The following is a 22,592-nucleotide window of genomic DNA, read 5'->3' on the forward strand; positions in this document are numbered from 1 at the left end:
TCATCGCAGGCACTTTAGCGCAGTCGCACGCCGGCCGAAACCTGGCCATTCGGCCGATGTAAAGGGGCACGCTTCCTGCGATAATCCAATGTCCAATTTCACTGAAGAAGCGTCCCACAGCATGGCTCGAACTCCCGCCACGAATCCAGCAACCAGCGCTCCGGCCGAACGTGCCGCGTGGCTGCGCGCGGAACTCGAACGCGCCAATTACGCGTACTACGTGCTGGACCAGCCTGATCTGCCCGACGCGGAATACGACAAGCTGTTCAAGGAGCTCGAGAGCATCGAGGCAGAGCATCCGGATCTGATCGTGCCCGATTCGCCCACCCAGCGCGTGGGCGGTGAAGCGGCGAGCGGGTTCGAGCCCGTGATCCATGACCAGCCCATGCTGTCGCTCAACAACGGTTTCGCCGACGAAGACATCATCGCGTTCGACAAGCGCGTGGGCGACGCGCTCGGCAACAATGCGAAAGAGCCGCCGGTGCCGGTCGACTACGCAACGGAGCTGAAATTCGACGGCCTCGCCGTTTCGCTGCGCTATGTCGACGGCGTGTTCGTGCAGGCCGCGACTCGCGGCGACGGCACGACCGGCGAAAACGTGACCGGGAACATCCGCACCGTTCGCTCCATTCCGCTCAGGCTCAAGGGCAAGCGCGTGCCGCACATCCTCGACGTGCGCGGCGAAGTGCTGATGTTCAAGCGCGACTTCGAGCGGCTGAACGAGCGTCAGCGTGCGGCGGGTCACAAGGAGTTCGCGAATCCGCGCAACGCCGCTGCGGGCAGCTTGCGTCAGCTCGACTCGAAAATCACCGCGCAGCGGCCGCTGTCGTTCTTCGCGTATGGTATCGGCGTGCTCGACGGTATGGAGATGCCGGCGACGCACAGCGAACTGCTGGACTGGTACAAGGAACTCGGCTTGCCGGTCAATGCCGAGCGCGCGGTCGTGAAGGGCGCCGAGGGTTTGCTGGCGTTTTTCCACACGGTGGGCGAGAAGCGCGACAAGCTGCCGTATGACATAGACGGCGTGGTGTACAAGGTCAACCGGCGCGACGAACAGGAAGCGCTCGGCTTTGTGTCGCGAGCGCCGCGTTTTGCGCTCGCGCACAAATTCCCGGCGCAGGAAGCGCTGACGAAGCTCGTCGCGATCGACGTGCAAGTCGGACGCACCGGCGCGATCACGCCGGTCGCGCGGCTCGAACCGGTGTTCGTCGGCGGCGCGACGGTCACCAATGCGACGCTGCACAACGAAGACGAAGTGCGCCGCAAGGACATTCGCATCGGCGACACGGTCATCGTGCGGCGGGCCGGCGACGTGATCCCGGAGGTGGTGAGCGCGCTCATCGACCGGCGCCCCGCGGACGCTCGCGAATTCGTAATGCCCACGCATTGCCCGGTGTGCGGCTCGAACATCGAGCGGCTGCCCGACGAGGCGATTGCGCGCTGCACGGGCGGCCTCATCTGTCCGGCGCAGCGCAAGCAGGCGCTGTGGCACTTCGCGCAGCGGCGCGCGCTTGATATCGACGGCTTGGGCGAAAAAATCATCGATCAACTGGTTGAGCAGAACCTGGTGCGCACGCCCGCCGACCTGTTCAACCTCGGCTTTTCGACGCTCGCGGAACTCGACCGCTTCGCCGACAAATCGGCGCAGAACCTGCTCGACTCGCTCGAAAAGGCCAAGCACACTACGCTGGCGCGTTTCATCTACGCACTCGGTATCCGGCATGTGGGCGAATCCACGGCCAAAGATCTGGCCAAGCACTTCGGCTCGCTAAGCCCGATCATGGATGCGTCGGTGGAGGCGTTGCTCGAGGTCAACGACATCGGGCCGGTGGTCGCCGAGTCCATTCACCAGTTTTTCGCCGAAGAGCACAACCGCACGGTGATCGAACAACTGCGCGCGCCGGGCAAGGTCACCTGGCCCGAGGGCCCGCCCGCGCCCAGGGCGCCGCAAGGCGTGCTGGCCGGCAAGACGGTTGTGCTGACCGGCACGTTGCCGAACCTGTCTCGCGACGACGCCAGGGAAATGCTCGAGGCGGCCGGCGCGAAAGTGGCCGGATCCGTGTCGAAGAAGACAGACTACGTGGTGGCGGGGGCCGAAGCTGGCAGCAAGTTGGCGAAGGCCGAGGAACTCGGCATTCCCGTACTCGACGAAGATGGTATGCGTAAGCTCCTGGAGGGGCAGTCATGATCCGCGAAATTCTCAAGATGGGTGATCCGCGCCTGTTGCGTATTGCAGATCCGGTCGATCACTTCGACACGCCGCAATTGCATGAGCTCATTAAAGACATGTTCGAGACCATGCATGATGCGAACGGAGCCGGGCTGGCGGCGCCGCAAATCGGCGTCAATCTGCAGGTGGTGATTTTCGGCTTCGGCAGCAACGAGCGCTATCCGGACGCGCCGCCAGTGCCGGAAACGGTCCTGATCAATCCGACCATCACGCCGGTTTCGCTGGATATGGAAGAGGGCTGGGAAGGCTGCCTCTCGGTGCCGGGCCTGCGCGGCGCGGTCAGCCGTTTTTCGATGATCAAGTATCACGGCTTCGACCAGTACGGCAAGCCGATTGACCGCGTCGCCGAGGGTTTTCATGCGCGCGTCGTTCAGCACGAATGCGATCACCTCATCGGCAAACTGTATCCGATGCGAATCACCGATTTCGCCAAGTTCGGCTTCACCGAAGTGTTGTTTCCGGACATGGATCCGAATAGCGACGATTGACGCAGGCGATACCCAGGCCAAATAGAACAGCCCGATTGGCTTACGCTGATCGGGCTGTTTGCTTTTCGAAGATTGTCAGAGCGGCTGCGTCACAACGGCTCCGTCAGAACGACTCGTCCGGACCCAGATAGCGCCACTGTCCCGGCGGCAGCGCGCCCAGCATGACGCGGCCCATCCGCACACGTTTGAGGCCGATCACCTCCAGGCCGACCAGCTCGCACATGCGGCGAATCTGGCGCTTCTTGCCCTCGCGCAGCACGAAACGCAACTGCTCGCCGTTTTGCCAGCTGACTTGCGCCGGTTTCAGCGGAACGTCGTCGAGCGAGAGACCGTGGCGCAGCAGCGCGAGGCTTTCCGGCGGGAAGTGACTTTCGACGTCGACGGTGTGCTCGCCATAGGCGACGCGCACCAGATACTCCTTGTCGATCTCCGAATGGCCGCCGATCAGTTGTTTGGCGATGCGGCCGTCCTGCGTCAACACCAGCAAGCCCGTCGAATCGATGTCGAGACGCCCGGCCGGCGCCAGCTGGCGCAAATGCGCGACGGAAAAACGGATCTCCGAGCGGTCGCCTTCCCAGCGGTTTTCCGGCGTGACGAGCGTGATGGCCGGCTGATAGCCGTCTTCCGCCTGGCCCGACACGTAGCCAACTGTCTTATGGATCAGCACGGTGACCTGGCTCGCTTGCGCGGCTTCGGCGGCGGGGTCGATCTCGATTCGCTGATCGGGGCGGACCTTGGTGCCCAACGTGTCGATCCGTTCGCCGTCGACGAGCACCCAGCCTTTTTCGATCCATTCGTCGGCTTCACGACGCGAGCAGAGGCCGAGCTCGGACATGAGTTTCGAGAGGCGCAGCGTCCCCGGCGCGTCTTCGATGTCGCGGCGCGGCGTGCGGGGGGCTGCGTCGGCGTGCTGCGGACGGTGTTCGGCCGCTGCGGCGTTGCGCGGCTTGCCGGCTCGCGTGGGGCGGTCATCGGCCGGGCGGCGCGCGGCAGCGGGTGCTTTGTCGAAGCTGCGTGCGCCGCGATCACCGCGCTCCGTGCGCGCGGCTGGGCGGTCGCCGAATTCCCGGCGGGCCGGTGCGCGTTCGCTGCGTTCGTCGCGCGGAGCGCGTGCCGGACGTTCCGAGCGGTCGCCGTAGCCGCCCTTGACCGGCTTTGCAAAGCTTCGCTCGCCGCGTTCGCCTTGCAACCGGCGCGGCGTGCTGTCGACTCGCGAGTCGCGTTCGCCGCCGCGACGCACTTGTGACGCGGCACGGTCGTCGCTGAAGCGCGGGCGATCCGACGCATCGCGCTCGCGGCGCGCCGGACGCTCGCCGCGCGGTCCGCCTTCGGCTGGACGGCCTGCTCCGGTACGCGGTGCACCCAACGGACGGCGTTCGTCGTCGTTAGCGCGCGAGGTGCCCCGGTCGGCATTGCTTTCGAACCGGCGCGGCGCGCGCTCTGCGCCGCCATCGCGATTCTCAAAACGGCGCGGTGAGCGTTCGCCGCGCTCGCGATCTTCAAAACGGCGCGGTGCACGCTCGCCGCGCTCGCCGGCCGCGCCACGAGGGGTGCGCTCACCGCCGCCAGTGCGATCCTCAAAGCGTCGCGGTGCGCGTTCGCTGCCGGCACGATCTTCAAAACGGCGCGGTGCACGCTCGCCGCGCTCGCCGGCCGGGCCGCGAGGGGCGCGCTCACCGCCGCCAGTGCGATCTTCAAAGCGTCGCGGCGCACGTTCGCTGCCGGCACGATCTTCAAAACGACGCGGTGCACGCTCGCCGCGCTCGCCGGCCGTGCCACGAGGGGCACGCTCACCGCCGCCAGCCCGATCCTCAAAGCGTCGCGGTGCGCGTTCGCCGCCTGCCGGCCCACGCACAGCACGCTCGCCACCATCCCGACGCGGACCGCGCTCACTGCTGACCTCGGAGCGGCGTTGAGGCGCGCCACTGGCGCCACTCACGCCTTCGCGCCGCGCCGGCCGGTCCACAGCCGCCCGCCGCGCACCGCCAGCACCTGCACCGCCCTCACGCCCAAACCCGCCTTCCTCTCCGCGCCCGCCCGCTCCGCGCGCGCCCGCGCCGGCCGCGCGCTTTCCGCCCCGCGTCGCACCCGCGTCTTCGCCGCGAGTTGCGCCCGGGCCGGACGTCGACGGTTTCGGTTCCGCCGGCCGTGTCGGCTTGCGCGCCGACAGGCTGCCGCTACGGACAGGGGCGCGTTCGGACGAAGCCGGCCGCGGATGCTTGGCTGTTAATTTGATTCGCATGAAATCTCACACTGCGATCGCGCGCAGCAGTTCCGTCTCGACCTGAATTTGCAGGCGGTTGTCAGACAGCCCGTGCCCGTCCAGCAGGAACACGTCCTCGACGCGTTCGCCTAACGTGTTGATCCGCGCCGACGCGACGCCGACCCGGTGTGCGGCGAGCACGCGCGCGATCGAATAAAGAAGGCCCGGCCGGTCGTTCGCCGACACGGACAGGATGTAGTACTGGCCGCGCTCGTCGGCCCGAAGATCGACGCGCGGCGTAACCGGGAAGGTGCGCGAGAGCCGCGACAAGCGGCCCTTCGACGGCCCCGGCAACCAGGTGCCGTCGCCGGTGAGACGCGCGGTCAGTTCCTGTTCGACGAGGTTGGCAATGTCGCGGTAATGCACGTCCTCTTCGGTATGGGCGACGAGGAAGTTATCCAGCGCATACCCGTGACGCGTGGTGCTGACCCGCGCATCGAGCACCGACAAGCCGTTGCGGTCGAAGTACGCGCAAATGCCGGCAAACAGGTCCGGCTGATCCTTCACGTACACGAGCACCTGCAGCGCCTCGCCGATAGGCGAGGGGCGGGCCCGAACGATCGGCGCCGGCGTTTCCACGTAACGGTAGAGCACGCGCGTTTGCCATGCGATGTCCGCGGCGTCGTGGCGCAGAAAGTAGCCGACGTCGAGCTTGTCCCACAGCGCCTTCTGCGCGCCTTCGGGCACCGTCTCGAGGCGCAGCAGTGCAAGCGCCTCTTCCTGGCGCGACTCCAGTTCCGAGTGCGCGTCCGGCCGCGCGCCGCCGAGCACCGCAAGCGTCGCGCGATACAGGTCTTCCAGCAGCTTGCCCTTCCATGTGTTCCAGACTTTCGGGCTGGTCCCGCGGATGTCGGCCACCGTCAGCAGGTACAGCGCGGTCAGACGGCGCTCGGTGCCGACGAGTTCCGCGAAACGCTTGATGACCTCGGGGTCGCTCGTATCCTGCTTCTGCGCGACCTGGCTCATGGTCAGATGCTGCTGCACGAGCCAGACCACCAGTTCGCCGTCTTCGCCCTCAATGCCGTGGTTGCGGCAGAAGCGCCGCGCGTCGGCCATGCCGAGCGTGGAGTGGTCGCCGCCGCGGCCCTTGGCGATATCGTGAAACAGCGCTGCGACGTACAGCACCCACGGCCGGTCGAAACTCACGATCAACTGGCTGCAGAAAGGATACTCATGCGCGTGTTCGGCGACCGCGAAGCGTCGCAGATTGCGCAGCACCATCAGAATGTGCTGGTCGACCGTGTAGACGTGATACAGGTCGTGCTGCATCTGGCCGACGATGCGCCGGAAGTTCAGCAGATAGCGTCCGAGCACGCTCGTCTGGTTCATCAGGCGGAATGCGTGCGTGATGCCGGCGGGTTCCTTCAGGATCTCCATGAAAAGGCGCCGGTTTTCCGGATCGCGCCGCCAGTGCTGGTCCATCACCTCACGAGCGTTGTAGATCGCGCGCAGGGTGCGCGCCGACAGGCCTTTCACGCCCGGCGTCCGCTCGTACAGGAGGAAGGCTTCGAGAATGGCGTTCGGCTCGCGCTGGAACAGGTCGTCGCTGGCAATTTCGAGCATGCCCTGCTTTTCGACGAAGCGGTCCGACAGCACTCGCGTGATGCCGCTCGTGCTCGGGAAGAGCTGCGCCTCGATGTTCTGGATCAGGATCGTGGCGAGCTGCGTGACCGCCTTCGCCGCCCAGTAATAGCGGCGCATCAGTTGCTCGCTCGCGCGCTTCGTGGCGGTCGGTTTGTAGCCGAAGCTCTCAGCCACCGGCGTTTGCAGATCGAATACCAGAATGTCCTGGCGACGCCCCGCGGTCACATGCACGCGTGCGCGCAGCGACTTGAGAAAGCCCTCGTTGCGCCGCAGTTCCTGAGCTTCGCGCTGCGTGATAAGGCCGCGCGCCTCGAGTTCGCGCCAGCTGCTGCCGAAACCGGCCGCCTGCGTTACCCACAGAATCAGTTGCAGATCGCGCAGTCCACCGGGGCTTTCCTTGATGTTCGGCTCAAGCGCGTAAGGCGTGTCCTGGAACTTGGCGTGCCGCTGGCGCATTTCCAGCACTTTTGCCTGGAAGAACGCTTTCGGGTCGAGCGCCTCGCGGTAGCGCTTCGCGAAGTCGTTGAACAGGGCGGCGCTGCCGGTGATGCGGCGCGCTTCGAGCAGCGAGGTGCGCACGGTTACGTCGTTGGCGGCTTCCTCGAGACACTGGGAAACGCTGCGCACGCTGCTGCCGAGTTCGAGCCCGAGATCCCACGCGAGACTGATGAACCGCTCGATGCGCGCTTCCAGATGCTCGAGCGGCGCGTCTGGCAGCAGCACCAGAATGTCAATATCCGAGTGCGGCGCCAGCTCGCCGCGCCCATAACCGCCCACCGCGACCAGAGCGAGGTCGGGCGGCAGTTCGCAGGTGTTCCAGGCGGCGCGCAGCGAGTCGTCGGTGGTGCGGGACAGCGCCGCCATCAACGCCTCTACGTTGGTGGCGGTCTTGAAGCGTTCCAGCAACTGGGCTTTGGCCACTTTGTAGTCCGCCTTCAGCGACGTGGCATGCGATGGGGCGACGGCTGGAACACTACTCATGAGCGGCTGGCGGTAAAGAGGCGAAATTGGTCAGGCCGTGGCGGCGACGACCGGCGGACGCGCGGGCGTGCCGGCGGAGACGGTCAGCACGTCGTAGCCGGTCTCCGTCACGAGCACCGTGTGTTCCCATTGCGCCGAGAGGCTGCGGTCCTTCGTCTTCACGGTCCACTGGTCCGGCATGGTGCGGATGTCGCGGCGGCCGGCGTTGATCATCGGTTCGACGGTGAAAATCATGCCCGGCTGCAGTTCGAGGCCTGTGCCGGGGCGGCCGTAGTGCAGAATCTGCGGATCTTCGTGAAACACCGTGCCGATGCCGTGGCCGCAATATTCGCGCACCACGCTGTAGCCTTGCGCCTCTGCGTGTTTCTGGATTGCATGGCCGATGTCGCCGAGGTGCGCCCCGGGGCGTACCTGGTCGATGCCGAGCCACATGCATTCGAAAGTGGTCTGCACGAGGCGTTTGGCGAGAATCGAGCCCTCGCCGACGATGAACATGCGGCTCGTGTCACCGAAATAGCCGTCCTTGATGACGGTGATGTCGATGTTGAGCGCGTCGCCGTTCTTCAGCGTCTTGTCGCCGGGAATGCCGTGGCAAATCACGTCGTTCACGGAAATGCAGGTGGCCTTCGGGTAGGGTGGATAGCCGGGCGGCTGATAGTTCAGCGGCGCGGGCACGGTGCCCTGTTCCTTCAGCATGTATTCGTGGCACAGGCGGTCCAACTCGCCGGTCGTGACGCCGGCGGTGACAAACGGGGCGATGTAGTCGAGCACTTCGCTCGCAAGTCTGCAGGCGACGCGCATTTGCGCGATATCGTGTTCGTTTTTGAGCGTGATAGCCATGAGTCGGGCCTGAAATGCGATTTATTCCGGGATTATCGCACCATATTCCCTTAGGCCGCAGTCTTTTGGCGGCGTTTCGGCGCCTTGGACGAAGCCTTTTCCGATAGGCCGCGTCTTCTCGCCGAGATCGGACAGCCGGCAGTCGGCTTGCGACGCCGCCGGGCAACCCGAGGGTGCAACCCGCCGAAACTGGAGCAGCCGGCAGGTTGAGTCAGCCGATAGTCGCATGCTATAATGTTTGGCTAAGTCGATCCTGTTTGCTTTTGGCTGGGCCGCTGTGCTTGTGGTTTGTCATCATCCAGACCGGGTTTCGGCTGAGAATGTGGCAGCACTGAATGGCAGCACCGCTCAGCAGGTGAGGCAGATCAAGGTGAAGCTTCCCGTGGCGCTTGCCGCCTGAGCCACGGGGTGAGAGCAGTATCAAGGCGGCAAACTCGCAAGCCGGCGCACCCAGGGTGTTCGCGGCGCTCAGCCATGCAGGATAAAGCATGACATGGCAGCGCGGCGGATACGGCGGCCGGCTTAAGACCCAACCCTCGCGGAGATTTTCATGGCAGTTACCATGCGTCAAATGCTGGAAGCCGGTGTCCACTTCGGTCACCAAACGCGCTTCTGGAACCCGAAGATGGCACCCTTCATTTTCGGCCATCGCAACAAGATTCACATCATCAACCTCGAAAAGACGCTGCCGATGTACAACGACGCGCTGAAGTACGCGCGTCAGCTGGCAGCCAATCGCGGCACCATCCTGTTCGTCGGCACGAAGCGCCAGTCGCGCGACACGATCGCCCAGGAAGCGCAGCGCGCTGGCATGCCGTACGTCAACGCACGCTGGCTCGGCGGCATGCTGACCAACTTCAAGACGCTGAAGGTTTCGATCAAGCGCCTGAAGGACATGGAAGCGGCGCTGGAAGCAGGTGAAACCGAGCGCATGAGCAAGAAGGAAGCGCTGCTGTTCGAACGCGAAATGCTCAAGCTGCAAAAGTCGATCGGCGGCGTGAAGGATATGGGCGGTATTCCGGACGCGATTTTCGTGGTCGACGTCGGCTACCACAAGATTGCCGTCACCGAAGCGAACAAGCTCGGCGTGCCGGTCATCGCAGTGGTCGATACGAACCACTCGCCGGAAGGCATCGACTACGTGATCCCGGGTAACGACGACGCCAGCAAGGCCGTCGCTCTGTACGCGGCTGGCGTGGCCGACGCGATCCTCGAAGGCCGTGCGAACGCGGTCAACGAAGTGGTGCAGGCTGCCCGCGGCGACGACGGCGACGAGTTCGTCGAGGTCAACGGGGAAGCATAAAGCTGCCCCGTGTCCGGCAAAAAAGGGGGCTTTCCACAGGCCCCCTTTTTTTAAGCCGCGACGCTGTAGTGGGGCGCCGGCTGGAGAGTTGGAGCGGTACCCGACGCGTTAACCGAAAAAATGCGCGCAAAAATGCGCATAACGTTGAAACGAATTCTTGCCGCCCGCATCGAAATGCGGGCGGCGTGTGACAGACGGAACACAGACGGAACTCAAGGAGCAAATGATGGCGGCAATTACCGCAAGCATGGTTGCAGAACTGCGCGCAAAGACCGACGCGCCGATGATGGAATGCAAGAAGGCGCTGACGGAAGCCGACGGCGACATGGCGCGCGCGGAAGAGCTGCTGCGCGTGAAGCTGGGCAACAAGGCAAGCAAGGCGGCATCGCGCGTCACGGCTGAAGGCGTGGTCGCTTCGTTCATCGGCGGCAATGCGGGTTCGCTCGTCGAACTGAACTGCGAAACTGACTTCGTCTCGAAGAACGACGACTTCCTCGCTTTCTCGAAGAAGGTCGCCGAGCTGGTTGCCACGCAAAACCCGGCTGACGTCGCGGCGCTGTCGGCTCTGCCGCTCGAAGGCCAAACCGTCGACGCAGTGCGCCTCGCGCTCGTCGGCAAGATCGGCGAAAACCTGTCGATCCGCCGTTTCGTGCGCTTCGAAACGTCGAACAAGCTGGCTGCGTACCTGCACGGCACGCGTATCGGCGTGCTGGTCGAGTACACCGGTGCTGACGAGCAGGTCGGTAAGGACGTGGCCATGCACATCGCTGCAATGAAGCCGGTCTCGCTGTCGTCGGAAGACGTGCCGGCGGATCTGATCGCCAAGGAACGCAGCATCGCCGAGCAGAAGGCGGCCGAATCGGGCAAGCCGGCTGAAATCGTCGCGAAGATGGTGGAAGGCAGCGTGCAGAAGTACCTGAAAGAAGTGTCGCTGCTGAACCAGACGTTCGTTAAGAACGACAAGCAGACGATCGAACAGATGCTGAAGGCCGGCAATGCGAGCGTCCAGAAGTTCGCGCTGTTCGTGGTCGGCGAAGGCATTGAGAAGAAGCAGGACGACTTTGCCGCTGAAGTTGCCGCGCAAGTGGCTGCTGCAAAGCAACAATAAGCGTCACCTGTCCCAGCTAGTACCGTTGTACCCGCGGCACAGCATGACTGTGCTGCGGTCGGCTGCGCCGCAAGGCTGCGCGCGGGTCGATCCCCGCGGCGCAGCCGCCGTTGGCGGACCTCCTGGGTCCGTCAATTTGGCGGCGCTTGCCCGAATCAGCGTTTCACCCCTACATTAGTCCCTTGTTGTTGCCCTGTTCTGCGCGATCTGGATACCCCTATGCCCACTGCCTACAAACGCGTCCTGCTCAAACTCTCCGGTGAAGCCCTGATGGGCGACGATGCCTTCGGCATCAATCGCGCGACCATCGAACGAATGGTGGCGGACGTGGCCGAAGTGGTCCGTCTCGGAACGCAGCTGGCCGTGGTGATTGGCGGCGGCAATATTTTTCGCGGCGTGGCAGGCGGCGCGGCCGGCATGGACCGCGCCACGGCCGACTACATGGGCATGCTGGCCACCATGATGAACGCGCTGGCGCTGCAGGACGCCATGCGCCATGCCGGCATCGAAGCGCGCGTGCAATCCGCGCTGCGCATGGACCAGGTAGTCGAGCCATACATCCGTCCGCGCGCGATTCGCCAGCTCGAGGAAGGCAAAGTCGTGATTTTCGCGGCCGGTACCGGCAACCCGTTCTTCACGACCGACACGGCCGCTGCGTTGCGCGGCTCGGAAATCGGCGCGGAAGTCGTGCTGAAAGCCACCAAGGTGGACGGCGTCTACTCGGCAGACCCGAAGAAAGATCCTAGCGCGACGCGCTACACCACGATCAGCTTCGACGAGGCGATCGGCCGCAACCTGCAGGTGATGGACGCCACGGCCTTTGCGCTGTGCCGCGACCAGAAGCTGCCGATCCGCGTGTTTTCGATCGTCAAGCCGGGTGCGCTCAAGCGCATCGTGCTCGGCGAGGACGAGGGCACCCTCGTCCACGTGTAAACTCTCGTTCATATAACGTGGGCTTTGACGCGAGCCCGGGCCGCCGCATACCCGCGTGCTGGCCGGCTCGCCCGTTTTGAAGGTTCGGAGGTTTAAAAATGTCTGTGGCTGATATCAGGAAGGGCGCTGAGCAAAAAATGCAGCGTTCCATCGACGCGTTCAAGAACGATCTGTCGAAAATCCGTACGGGCCGTGCGCACACGGGCCTGCTCGATCACATCCAGTGCGATTACTACGGCTCGCCGGTGCCTATTTCCCAGGTCGCCAACCTGACGCTGATCGACGCACGCACGATTGGCGTGCAGCCGTGGGAAAAGAAGATGGTCCCGGTCGTCGAAAAGGCGATCCGCGAGTCGGACCTCGGGCTGAACCCGGCCACGCAAGGCGACGTGATCCGCGTGCCGATGCCCGCGCTGACCGAAGAGCGCCGCCGCGAATTGACGAAAGTGGTCAAGAGCGAAGCGGAAACGGCCAAGGTCGCTGTCCGCAACCTGCGCCGTGACGCTAACGAGCAACTGAAGAAGCTCGTCAAAGACAAGGAAATTTCAGAAGACGACGAGCGCCGCGCCGGCGACGATGTTCAGAAGCTGACGGACAGATTCGTCGCAGAAATCGACAAACTCGTCGCCACGAAAGAAGCAGAGATCATGACGGTATAAGCCTGCGAGGCTCCGAACAGAACGCCGGCTGGCTTCGGCGTTACTGTTTATCCGGGGCTCGCGTGAAGTCCAAGTCGTGAAGCGCCAGGTCTGGGAGCACTCACCACTTTCAGGATTTTTACTTCTTTATTTGCAGTTATTGTCCCGACGGCCATGACCTACACCAGCTCAACCGTGCGCGTGCCTGATGTCGCCGCGGTGCCGCGACATATCGCGATCATCATGGACGGCAACGGCCGTTGGGCCACCCAGCGCCGCTTGCCGCGCGTGGCCGGTCATACGCGTGGCGTCGACGCGGTACGCGCGGCCGTCGAGGCGTGCGCCCGCCAGGGCGTCGAATATCTGACGCTGTTCGCTTTCAGCTCGGAAAACTGGCGCCGCCCGAACGACGAAGTGTCGTTCCTGATGCGCCTGTTCGTCACCGCGCTGGAGCGCGAAATCGGCAAGCTGCACGCAAACGGCATCCGTTTGCGGGTGGTCGGCGACCTGGAACGTTTCGATACGCGCATTCGCGATCTGATCCGGCGCGCAGAGACGAAGACCGCGCGCAATACCCGCCTCACGCTTACCATCGCCGCCAATTACGGCGGCCGCTGGGACATCATGCAGGCTACCCGCAAGCTCGTGGAGCAGGCGGCAGAGGCGGGCAAGCCGGTCGAGGTGAGCGAGGAATCGTTCGCCGAGCATCTGTCCATGGCCTATGCGCCCGAGCCGGACCTCTTCATCCGCACGGGCGGCGAGCGACGCGTCAGCAACTTCCTGCTGTGGCAGCTGGCCTACACCGAGTTCTACTTCACCGACACCTTCTGGCCGGATTTCGACGCCGACGCGCTCGGCCGCGCCATTGCTTCCTACGGCGAGCGTGAGCGCCGTTTCGGCCGCACCAGTGCTCAACTCGAGCCGCAATCGCAAAACGTCGATTCGCTTCCATGCTAAAAACCCGTGTCATCACGGCGGTTGTCCTTTTGGCGGTGTTTCTGCCCGTCACGTTGTTCGCGCCGATCGGCGCGTTCGGCGCGCTGATCGCTTTTGTCGTCGTGTTCGCCGCGTGGGAGTGGGCGCGGCTGCTCAAGCTGGGCGGCGCCGGCCCGGTGGTCTACGCGCTGGTGGCGGCGGTCGCGTTGGTCGCGAGCACGCGGCTTGGCATCGGCGTAGACGGCGCCCAGCCGTTTTACAAGGCGGCGGCCATTTTCTGGGTGGTCGCCGGCCCGTTCGTGCTGCTGCGCAAGCCCACGCTCGCACAGGGCGCCTGGCGCAGCTTTCTGTTTCTTGCCGGGATTGTGATATTCGTCGCGTGCTGGCATGCTCTCGTCGCCGCGCGGATGCAGGGCGTGTCTTTCGTGCTCTCGCTGCTGCTATTGGTATGGCTCGCCGATATCGGCGCATACTTCTCGGGTAAGGCGTTCGGCAAGCACAAGCTAGCGCCCGCCATCAGCCCGGGCAAGACGTGGGAGGGCGCGATCGGCGGCTGGCTCGCGGTGATGATCGTCGGGCTGGCCGCGGTCCTTTTGCATGCGTTCGAGCCGACCTTGTATTCTGAGCTGTGGGCGCATTGGGGCGCCCCGCGCGCGCTGCTTGCGCTGACCGTGCTGGTGGCGTTCAGCGTAGTGGGCGACCTTTTTGAATCGATGCTGAAACGCCAGGCCGGCGTGAAAGATTCGAGCGGCCTGTTGCCTGGGCACGGTGGCGTGCTCGACCGCATCGACGCATTGTTGCCGGTGCTGCCGCTCGCCATGCTGCTGCTCGGCTAGAGAAAGAGATATGCAAAAACGTCTGACATTGCTCGGTTCCACGGGCTCGATTGGAGACAGCACGCTCGACGTCGTCGCGCGTCATCCGGAGCGCTTTTCGGTTTATGCGCTCAGCGCGCACCGCAACGGCGACAAGCTCGTCGAGCAATGCCTGCGGTTCCGGCCGGAGGTCGCCGTGGTCGGCGACGCCGACACGGCTGCGCGCGTCGCGGCGAAGCTGCGCGACGCCGGCTGCAAGACCGAAGTGACTTACGGCCCCGACGCACTCGTCCAGGTCTCGAAGAGCGACGGCTGCGACACGGTGGTCGCGGCGATCGTCGGCGCGGCCGGCCTTGCGCCGAGCCTGGCGGCTGCGCGCGCCGGCAAGCGCATTCTCCTCGCGAACAAGGAAGCGCTCGTCATGTCGGGCGCCATCTTCATGGACGCGGTCCATGACAACGGCGCGGTCCTGTTGCCGGTCGACAGCGAACACAACGCGATTTTCCAGTGTTTGCCGCGCGAAGCTGCGCTGCATGGCGGCGTCTCCAAGATTATTCTGACGGCGTCGGGCGGTCCGTTCCGCACGCGCGAGCCGGCCACGCTCGTCGACGTGACGCCGGAAGAGGCGTGCAAGCACCCGAACTGGGTCATGGGCCGCAAGATCTCGGTCGACTCCGCCACGATGATGAACAAAGGCCTCGAAGTGATCGAGGCACATTGGCTGTTCGGCCTGCCGGGCGAGCGCATCGACGTGCTGATTCACCCGCAAAGCGTGATCCATTCGCTGGTGTCGTACGCCGACGGCTCGGTGCTGGCGCAACTCGGCAATCCCGACATGCGCACGCCGATCGCCCATGCGCTCGCGTTCCCGGATCGCGTGGACTCGGGGGTCGCGCAGCTCGACCTCGCGCAAGTCGCGTCGCTGTCGTTTGAGAAGCCGGACTACGCGCGTTTTCCTTGCCTGGCATTGGCCATGAAGGCGCTCGCCGAGGGCGGCGTCGCCAGCGCGGCACTCAACGCCGCTAACGAAATTGCTGTTGAAGCGTTCCTGTCGCGCCAGATCGGCTTCATGGCGATCGCGCAGGTGGTCGACTCGGTGCTCAACGCGTTGCCCAACCGCAGCGCGCATGCGCTCGAAGACGTGATCGAAGCGGACGCCGCCGCGCGTCGCGCCGCAGCCGAATTCATCGCGCGTCTGCCCGACGCCGCCCGCCGCACGGAACGCGCCGTCCAGTGAGGCGCATATGAATCTGCTGATCGAAGTGCTCGCCTTCGCGGTCGCGATTGGCGTGCTCGTGGTCGTCCACGAATACGGGCATTACAGCGTGGCGCGGCTGTGTGGCGTCAAGGTGCTGCGCTTTTCGATTGGCTTCGGCAAGCCGCTATTCCAATGGGTCAGTGCGAAGAGCGGCACCGAATGGACGGTTGCCGCGCTGCCGCTCGGCGGCTATGTGAAGATGCTCGACGAGCGCGAAACCGGCGGCGCGCCGATTCCTGCTGAAGCATTGCCGCATGCGTTCAACCGGCAGTCGGTGTGGCGTCGCATTGCGATCGTCGCGGCCGGGCCCGTCGCCAATTTCCTGCTGGCGATCGTTCTGTTCGGTCTCGTGTTCGCCACCGGCGTGACCGAACCCGCGGCGATTCTCGCCACGCCCGCGCCCAACACGGCGGCTGCGCTCGCCGGTTTCGAGGGCGGCGAGACGGTGGTCGGCGTGCGCGCGGAGAAAGCGGCCGAATCGGAGCCGGTGCGTTCCTGGTCGGACTTGCGCTGGAAGCTGCTCGGTGCGGCGTTCGACCATAAGCGCGTCGTGCTGAGCGCAAAAGGCGCGGACGGCACGTCCGACTTCCAGCTCGACTTGCGCGGTCTAACCGAAAAAGACGTCGACGACGACTTCATGTCGCGGCTCGGCTTCGAACCCGGCGGCGGCAAGCTGACGGTCGCGGGTGTGCAGCCCGGCAGTGCGGCGCAGAAGGCGGGACTTCTTCCTGGCGACCGTTTGCGCGCGATCAACGGTATCGCGACTGACAACGCTACGGCCTTCATCGCCTATGTAAAATCGCACGCGGGCCAGCCTTTGACGCTGCAAGTGGAGCGGGCAGCCGCGGGGCAAACACAGGGCCAGGCGCAGAGCCAGGGGGCGGGCAAGCTCGAAGACATCCGCATCGTTCCGCAAGCACAGCGCGACCCGGCCACCGGAGAACAGGTCGGCCGTATCGGCGCCGAGCTCGCGACCCAGGTGCCGTCCATCAACGTGCGTTATGGACCTGTCGAAAGCCTTCGCCTTGGTGCGCACCGTACATGGGACCTCGCGGTCTATTCGGTGCGAATGTTCGGGCGCATGATCGTCGGCGAGGCGTCGCTAAAGAATCTCTCGGGCCCGGTCACGATCGCCGACTACGCAGGAAAGAGCGCACGTCTCGGTCCTTCTGCATTTCTGTCGTTCCTCGCCCTCGTCAGTATTAGCCTCGGTGTACTGAACCTGCTACCAATTCCGGTATTGGACGGGGGGCATCTGTTATATTATTTGGTTGAAGCTGTGACCGGTAAAGTTGTCTCCGATCGCTGGCAACTCGTTTTTCAGAGGGCGGGTCTCGCCTGCATCGTCGCTTTGTCGGCGATTGCACTGTTCAACGATCTCGCTCGTTTAATCCACTTTTAAAGTGTCCGGCGGCGCTCACAATAGCGGCCGTCCGACCTGATGCAGCTATACACACTGGGGAAGCACGTTGTTTAAACCTCATCGCTTGGTTCCGAAGACGGTAATAACCGCGGCACTTGCCGCGCATGGGCTGGTTGCTCACGCAACGACGCCGTTCGTGGTGCAGGACATCCGGATCGAGGGATTGCAACGCGTCGAACCTGGTACCGTGTTCGCGTATCTGCCCATCAAGCAGGGCGATACGTTCAACGACGACAAGGCTTCCGAAGCGATTCGCGCGCTGTACGCAACGGGCTTCTTCAACGACGTCAAGATCGCGACCGAAGGCAATGTGGTGATCGTGCAGGTGCTGGAACGTCCGGCCATCGGCACGATCGACTTCGCGGGCATTCACGAGTTCGACAAGGAAAATCTGACCAAGGCGTTGCGCGCGGTCGGCTTGTCGCAGGGCCGTTACTACGACAAGGCGCTCGTCGACAAGGCCGAACAGGAATTGAAGCGCCAGTACCTGACGCGCGGCTACTACGCGGCTGAAGTCACGACCACGATCACGCCGATCGACCGCAATCGCGTTTCGGTGCTGTTCTCGGTGGCCGAAGGGCCGAGCGCGAAGATCCGCCAGATCAATTTTATCGGCAACAAGGCCTTCAGCACGGGTACGCTGCGCGACGAAATGCAGCTGTCCACGCCGAACTGGTTCTCGTGGTACACGAAGAACGACCTGTACGCGAAAGACAAGCTCACCGGCGACCTCGAAAATGTCCGCTCCTACTATCTGAACCGCGGCTATCTCGAGTTCAACATCGAGTCGACCCAGGTGTCGATCACGCCGGACAAGAAGGACATGTATCTGACGGTCACCCTGCACGAAGGCGAGCCGTACACGATTTCGAGCATCAAGCTGGCCGGCAATCTGCTCGACCGCGAGCCTGAGCTCGCCAAGCTCATCAAGATCAAGCCGGGCGACCGTTTCTCGGCCGAAAAGCTGCAAGCTACCACCAAGGCAATCGTCGATAAACTCGGCGAATATGGTTACGCGTTCGCGACCGTCAACGCGCAGCCGCAGATCGACCAGACCAACCACAAGGTCGACCTGACACTGCAGGTGGACCCGAGCCGCCGCGTGTACGTGCGCCGTATCAACGTGGTGGGCAACACGCGTACGCGCGACGAAGTGGTGCGCCGCGAAATGCGCCAGCTCGAAAGCTCGTGGTTCGACTCGAACCGCCTCGCGTTGTCGAAAGACCGTATCAATCGTCTCGGCTACTTTACTGACGTGGACGTGACCACGATCCCTGTTGAAGGTACGCCTGACCAGGTGGACGTGGACGTGAAGGTCGCCGAGAAACCGACCGGCGCGATCACGCTGGGCGCGGGCTTTTCGTCGACGGACAAGGTGGTGCTCTCCGCGGGCGTGTCGCAGGACAACGTATTCGGTTCGGGCACGAGCCTCGCGGTGAACGTCAACACCGCAAAAACGTACCGTACGTTGACGGTCACGCAGGTCGACCCGTACTTCACGGTGGACGGCATCAAGCGTATTACCGACGTTTATTACCGCACTTACCAGCCGCTGTATTACTCGACCGATTCGAGCTTCAAGATCGTCACCATGGGTGGCGATCTGAAATTCGGCATTCCGTTCTCCGAGGTCGATACGGTCTATTTCGGCGCGGGCCTCGAGCAGAACAAGCTCGACGTCGACGCGAACACGCCGGCGTCGTACAAGCAATACGTGCAGGACTTCGGCCGCGTGTCGAACAACGTGCCGGTTACGGTGGGCTGGTCGCGCGACGCGCGCGACAGTGCGCTCGTGCCGAGCCGCGGTTACTTCGCGCAGGCCAACGCTGAATACGGCACGCCGATCGGCAGCACGCAGTATTACAAGGCCGACATCAACGCGCAGTACTATTACTCGTTTGCGCGCGGCTTCGTGCTGGGCTTCAACTTCCAGGGCGGCTACGGCAAGGGCATGGGCGGCAAGCCATACCCGATTTTCAAGAACTACTACGCGGGCGGTATCGGTTCGGTCCGCGGCTACGAGCCGAGCTCGCTCGGTCCGCGCGACAAGACGACCGGCGATCCGATCGGCGGCTCGAAGCTGCTGGTCGGCAATATCGAATTGACCTTCCCGCTGCCTGGCACCGGCTATGATCGGACGTTGCGCGTGTTCACGTTCCTCGACGCCGGTAACGTCTGGGCGGACGCGAGCAGCGCGGCTAACTCGAACGGCGCCAACGGCCTGCGTTACGGCTACGGTGTCGGTCTTGCATGGATTTCGCCGATCGGGCCGCTCAAGCTCAGCCTGGGCTTCCCGCTCACCAAGCATACGGGCGACCAGTATCAGAAGTTCCAGTTCCAGATCGGGACGGCGTTCTGACCGCGCTGCGGAAGGCTCGCCAAACAACAGTATCGAGAGGATCACTTTGCTAACCGGTATGTTTTCGAAACGTGTGGCTTGCGCGCTGGCGCTGGCAATGACGCTGGGCGTCGGCGTGGCGCACGCGCAGGAAGCCAGGATTGCCGCGGTGAATTCCGACCGGATTCTGCGGGAATCGGCCGCGGCGAAGGCGGCCCAGGTCAAGCTCGAGGCAGAGTTCGCCAAGCGCGACAAGGACCTCGCGGACATGGCGCAGAAGCTGAAGTCGATGTCCGATTCACTCGACAAGAACGGTGCGTCGATGTCTACGGCGGACCGTGCGCAAAAGCAGCGCGATCTGTCGCAGCTCGACACCGACTTTCAGCGCAAGCAACGCGAATTTCGCGAGGACCTGAACCAGCGCCGAAATGAAGAACTCGCGGCGGTGCTGGACCGTGCGAACAAGGTGATCAAGCAGATCGCCGAGGCGCAGCACTACGACCTGATCGTGCAGGAAGCGGTGTATGTCAGCCCGCGCATCGACATCACCGACCAGGTGCTCAAGGCTCTCGCGGCTTCGGGCAACTGAAAGCGGCGTCGCGGTACTGACAACGCGCATTGACAAAGGGCAGTCACGAGCTTACTCACAAGGTTGCCGACAACGCGCAATGACACGTCGCACCGACAAGTTGTACTGAACAGCAGGAGACAGGATAGGCATGGCTTTTACGCTCGAGGACATCGTCCAGCGGTTCGGCGGTGAAGTAGTGGGAGACGGTTCGCAGCGCGTCGGCAGTCTGGCGCCGCTCGACCAGGCAGGCCCGGACCAGCTGGCGTTCCTCGCCAACCCGAAGTACCTGTCGCAAGTCGAAACGACTCGCGCGGGCGCGGTCCTGATCAATGCGGACGACCTCGCGAAGCTCGCGTCCCGCAGCGGCCGTAACTTCATCGTCACGCCGAATCCGTACGCTTACTTCGCGCGCGTCGCGCAAACCTTCATCGACCTCGCGGCTCCGAAGGTCGCGCCCGGCATTCATCCGAGCGCGACGATCGACCCGTCCGCGCAGATAGCCGCCAGCGCGGTGATCGGACCGCACGTCACGGTGGAAGCGGGCGCCGTGATCGGCGACAATGTGCGGCTCGACGCAAATGTGGTGATTGGCCGCGGCACGCGCATCGGCGCGGGTTCGCATCTGTATCCGAACGTCGCCGTGTACCACGGCTGCAAGCTCGCCGAGCGTGTGATCGTGCACGCGGGCGCGGTGATCGGCTCGGACGGCTTTGGCTTTGCGCCGGATTTCGTCGGCGAAGGCGAAGCGCGTACCGGCAGCTGGGTGAAGATTCCGCAGGTCGGCGGCGTGTCGATTGCGGCTGACGTCGAGATCGGTGCGAACACCACGATCGACCGCGGCGCGATGGCTGACACGGTCATCGAGGAGTGCGTGAAAATCGACAACCTTGTGCAGATCGGCCATAACTGCCGGATCGGTGCGTATACGGTCATTGCCGGTTGCGCGGGCATTGCGGGCAGCACGACCATTGGCCGCCACTGCATGATCGGCGGCGCGGTCGGCATTGCCGGGCATGTGACGCTTGCCGATCATGTCATCGTCACCGCCAAGTCGGGCGTGTCGAAGTCGCTGCTGAAGCCCGGCATGTACACCAGCGCGTTCCCCGCGGTGAATCACGCCGACTGGAACAAAAGCGCGGCCTTGCTGCGCAATATCGACAAGCTTCGCGACCGTATCAAGGCACTGGAAAACGGCGCAGCGGCTCAGCCGGACGGCAAGGCGGCGCCTGCGGCATCCGGCGCGGCAGGCGCGGCACGGAGCGATCAAAGCTAGTTTTCCGGGCGGCCCGCCGCTACCGCGTAAAATGGCGGGCGAATATCAGGAAGCGAAGACGGTTGCCGCGACCCGGTGGCACGGCAACCAGTTCACGGCGAGCGCCGGCAGCACGCGCTCACAACCCGCTGACAACCCACCTGCACCAGCATCCGCAGTCATCATCGCGCAGTCAATGCGTGAGCAGAAACACCATGAGCACCGAAAAAATCAATCTCGACATTCATAAGATTCTCACGCTGCTGCCCCATCGTTACCCGATCCTGCTGGTTGACCGGGTGCTCGAACTCGAGCCGCACAAGAGCATCAAAGCGTTGAAGAACGTGTCGATCAACGAGCCGTATTTCCAGGGGCACTTTCCGACTCGTCCGGTCATGCCCGGCGTGCTGATCCTCGAGGCGCTCGCGCAAACGGCGGCGCTTCTGACTTTCTCGGAAGAGCCGAGCGATCCGTCGAACACGCTGTATCTGTTCGTCGGCATCGACAACGCGCGCTTCAAGCGTGTCGTTGAGCCGGGCGATCAGCTCATCCTGAACTGCACGTTCGAGCGGCACATGCGCGGCATCTGGAAGTTCAAGGCACGGGCCGAGGTGGATGGCGTGGTGGCGGCGGAAGCAGACCTGATGTGCGCGGTGCGTCATACGGACAAAGACGCCTGACGTAGAGGTCAGGGGCGCTTGAGTGAATGTTTGAGTCAAGGTTTGAATCGACGTTTGACCCAGCGCTTGACTCACCGTCCGGTCAGCCGGCGCCTCCCGCAGCGCAGCCGGCTTGCCGCAGCCCATCCAGACAACGCAACAGAATCAGAAGCGAGGACGCATGAGCAGGATTCATCCCACTGCGATCGTCGAACCGGGCGCACAACTCGACGAATCCGTCGAAATCGGACCGTATGCCGTGATCGGCGCCCATGTGACGATCGGTGCGCGAACCACGGTCGGTTCGCATAGCGTGATCGAAGGCCACACTACGATCGGCGAAGACAACCGCATCGGCCACTATGCATCGGTCGGCGGCCGTCCGCAGGACATGAAGTACAAGGACGAGCCGACGCGGCTCGAAATCGGCAACCGCAACACGATCCGCGAGTTCACCACCATCCACACCGGCACGGTGCAGGACGCGGGCGTGACCACTCTTGGCGACGATAACTGGATCATGGCGTACGTGCATATCGGGCACGACTGCCGCGTCGGCAACAACGTCATTCTGTCGAGCAACGCGCAGATGGCCGGTCACGTGACGATTGGCGACCACGCGATCGTCGGCGGCATGTCGGGCGTGCATCAGTTCGTACGGATCGGTGCGCATTCCATGCTGGGCGGCGCTTCGGCGCTCGTGCAGGACATTCCGCCGTTCGTCATTGCTGCGGGCAACAAGGCCGAGCCGCACGGCATCAACGTGGAAGGCCTGCGCCGCCGCGGTTTTTCGCCGGACGCTATCTCGGCGCTGCGCTCGGCGTACCGTCTGTTGTACAAGAACAGTCTGTCGCTGGAGGAAGCGAAGGTGCAACTGCGCGAGCTGGCGTCCGCCGGCGGCGACGGCGACGGCCCGGTGGCAACGCTGCTTGCATTCGTCGAAGCCTCGCAGCGCGGCATCATCCGCTAAGC

General features: G+C 63.9%; 19 protein-coding genes. 16 read left to right on the top strand and 3 right to left on the bottom strand.

The genetic code is table 11. The features are described from left to right. Nucleotides 1-121 precede the first annotated feature (121 nt). Nucleotides 122-2,188: an NAD-dependent DNA ligase LigA gene (gene ligA / locus A3AC_RS29365; RefSeq protein WP_035475460.1), complete on the top strand. Its 2,067-nt coding sequence runs from the start codon at nucleotides 122-124 to the stop codon at nucleotides 2,186-2,188. Next, complete coding sequence (def, locus tag A3AC_RS0119885) at nucleotides 2,185-2,718, top strand: peptide deformylase (protein ID WP_025600988.1); 534 nt, start codon at nucleotides 2,185-2,187, stop codon at nucleotides 2,716-2,718. The genes ligA and def overlap by 4 nt, the downstream gene beginning before the upstream one ends. 103 nt (nucleotides 2,719-2,821) lie before the next feature. Here def and A3AC_RS30135 read toward each other — a convergent pair whose 3' ends face one another. Genes A3AC_RS30135 through map form a run of 3 tightly spaced genes read right to left on the bottom strand, consistent with a single transcriptional unit; the run spans nucleotide 2,822 to nucleotide 8,386 of the window. Continuing rightward, nucleotides 2,822-4,960, bottom strand: a complete 2,139-nt coding sequence (locus tag A3AC_RS30135; protein WP_025600989.1) for a pseudouridine synthase — start codon at nucleotides 4,958-4,960, stop codon at nucleotides 2,822-2,824. Between the two features lie 6 nt (nucleotides 4,961-4,966). Next, on the bottom strand, nucleotides 4,967-7,546 hold the full coding sequence (locus A3AC_RS0119895) for a [protein-PII] uridylyltransferase (protein WP_025600990.1): 2,580 nt from the start codon (nucleotides 7,544-7,546) through the stop codon (nucleotides 4,967-4,969). A 30-nt stretch (nucleotides 7,547-7,576) separates the two neighbouring features. Continuing rightward, nucleotides 7,577-8,386 carry a type I methionyl aminopeptidase gene (gene map / locus A3AC_RS0119900; RefSeq protein ID WP_025600991.1) on the bottom strand — a complete coding sequence of 270 codons (810 nt, stop codon included), beginning with the start codon at nucleotides 8,384-8,386 and terminating at the stop codon, nucleotides 7,577-7,579. A 238-nt stretch (nucleotides 8,387-8,624) separates the two neighbouring features. On the opposite strand from map, the gene A3AC_RS30485 reads away from it, so the two are divergent. The 14 genes from A3AC_RS30485 (at nucleotide 8,625) to lpxA (ending at nucleotide 22,590) form a co-directional block, all read left to right on the top strand. Continuing rightward, complete coding sequence (locus tag A3AC_RS30485; RefSeq protein WP_156924646.1) at nucleotides 8,625-8,786, top strand: hypothetical protein; 162 nt, start codon at nucleotides 8,625-8,627, stop codon at nucleotides 8,784-8,786. A 150-nt stretch (nucleotides 8,787-8,936) separates the two neighbouring features. Beyond that, a complete protein-coding gene (gene rpsB, locus A3AC_RS29375) occupies nucleotides 8,937-9,689 on the top strand; it encodes a 30S ribosomal protein S2 (protein WP_035475462.1) in 753 nt (250 codons plus the stop codon). A 226-nt stretch (nucleotides 9,690-9,915) separates the two neighbouring features. Continuing rightward, complete coding sequence (gene tsf, locus A3AC_RS0119910; RefSeq protein WP_025600993.1) at nucleotides 9,916-10,797, top strand: translation elongation factor Ts; 882 nt, start codon at nucleotides 9,916-9,918, stop codon at nucleotides 10,795-10,797. Between the two features lie 219 nt (nucleotides 10,798-11,016). Further along, entirely contained in the window at nucleotides 11,017-11,730 is a 714-nt protein-coding gene (pyrH, locus tag A3AC_RS0119915) for a UMP kinase (protein ID WP_006048674.1), read from the top strand. A gap of 98 nt (nucleotides 11,731-11,828) precedes the next feature. Further along, nucleotides 11,829-12,389, top strand: coding sequence for a ribosome recycling factor (frr, locus tag A3AC_RS0119920; RefSeq protein WP_013338884.1), 561 nt, complete (start codon nucleotides 11,829-11,831; stop codon nucleotides 12,387-12,389). Nucleotides 12,390-12,542: 153 nt separating this feature from the next. Then, complete coding sequence (gene uppS / locus A3AC_RS0119925; RefSeq protein ID WP_025600994.1) at nucleotides 12,543-13,325, top strand: polyprenyl diphosphate synthase; 783 nt, start codon at nucleotides 12,543-12,545, stop codon at nucleotides 13,323-13,325. Continuing rightward, a complete protein-coding gene (locus A3AC_RS0119930; protein WP_025600995.1) occupies nucleotides 13,319-14,140 on the top strand; it encodes a phosphatidate cytidylyltransferase in 822 nt (273 codons plus the stop codon). Before uppS ends, A3AC_RS0119930 begins: the two co-directional genes overlap by 7 nt. 10 nt (nucleotides 14,141-14,150) lie before the next feature. Next, complete coding sequence (locus A3AC_RS0119935) at nucleotides 14,151-15,356, top strand: 1-deoxy-D-xylulose-5-phosphate reductoisomerase (protein ID WP_025600996.1); 1,206 nt, start codon at nucleotides 14,151-14,153, stop codon at nucleotides 15,354-15,356. Nucleotides 15,357-15,363: 7 nt separating this feature from the next. Then, entirely contained in the window at nucleotides 15,364-16,779 is a 1,416-nt protein-coding gene (gene rseP / locus A3AC_RS0119940) for an RIP metalloprotease RseP (RefSeq protein ID WP_025600997.1), read from the top strand. A gap of 67 nt (nucleotides 16,780-16,846) precedes the next feature. Further along, on the top strand, nucleotides 16,847-19,159 hold the full coding sequence (gene bamA, locus A3AC_RS0119945) for an outer membrane protein assembly factor BamA (protein WP_025600998.1): 2,313 nt from the start codon (nucleotides 16,847-16,849) through the stop codon (nucleotides 19,157-19,159). A 46-nt stretch (nucleotides 19,160-19,205) separates the two neighbouring features. Continuing rightward, nucleotides 19,206-19,727, top strand: coding sequence for an OmpH family outer membrane protein (locus A3AC_RS0119950; protein ID WP_025600999.1), 522 nt, complete (start codon nucleotides 19,206-19,208; stop codon nucleotides 19,725-19,727). A 130-nt stretch (nucleotides 19,728-19,857) separates the two neighbouring features. Continuing rightward, entirely contained in the window at nucleotides 19,858-20,982 is a 1,125-nt protein-coding gene (gene lpxD, locus A3AC_RS0119955) for a UDP-3-O-(3-hydroxymyristoyl)glucosamine N-acyltransferase (protein ID WP_025601000.1), read from the top strand. A 194-nt stretch (nucleotides 20,983-21,176) separates the two neighbouring features. Further along, a complete protein-coding gene (gene fabZ / locus A3AC_RS0119960) occupies nucleotides 21,177-21,641 on the top strand; it encodes a 3-hydroxyacyl-ACP dehydratase FabZ (RefSeq protein WP_006048683.1) in 465 nt (154 codons plus the stop codon). 160 nt (nucleotides 21,642-21,801) lie between these two features. After that, a complete protein-coding gene (gene lpxA / locus A3AC_RS0119965; protein WP_025601001.1) occupies nucleotides 21,802-22,590 on the top strand; it encodes an acyl-ACP--UDP-N-acetylglucosamine O-acyltransferase in 789 nt (262 codons plus the stop codon). Nucleotides 22,591-22,592 lie beyond the last annotated feature (2 nt).

This window comes from Burkholderia sp. WSM2230 (genome assembly GCF_000472445.1).
GTDB lineage: Bacteria > Pseudomonadota > Gammaproteobacteria > Burkholderiales > Burkholderiaceae > Paraburkholderia.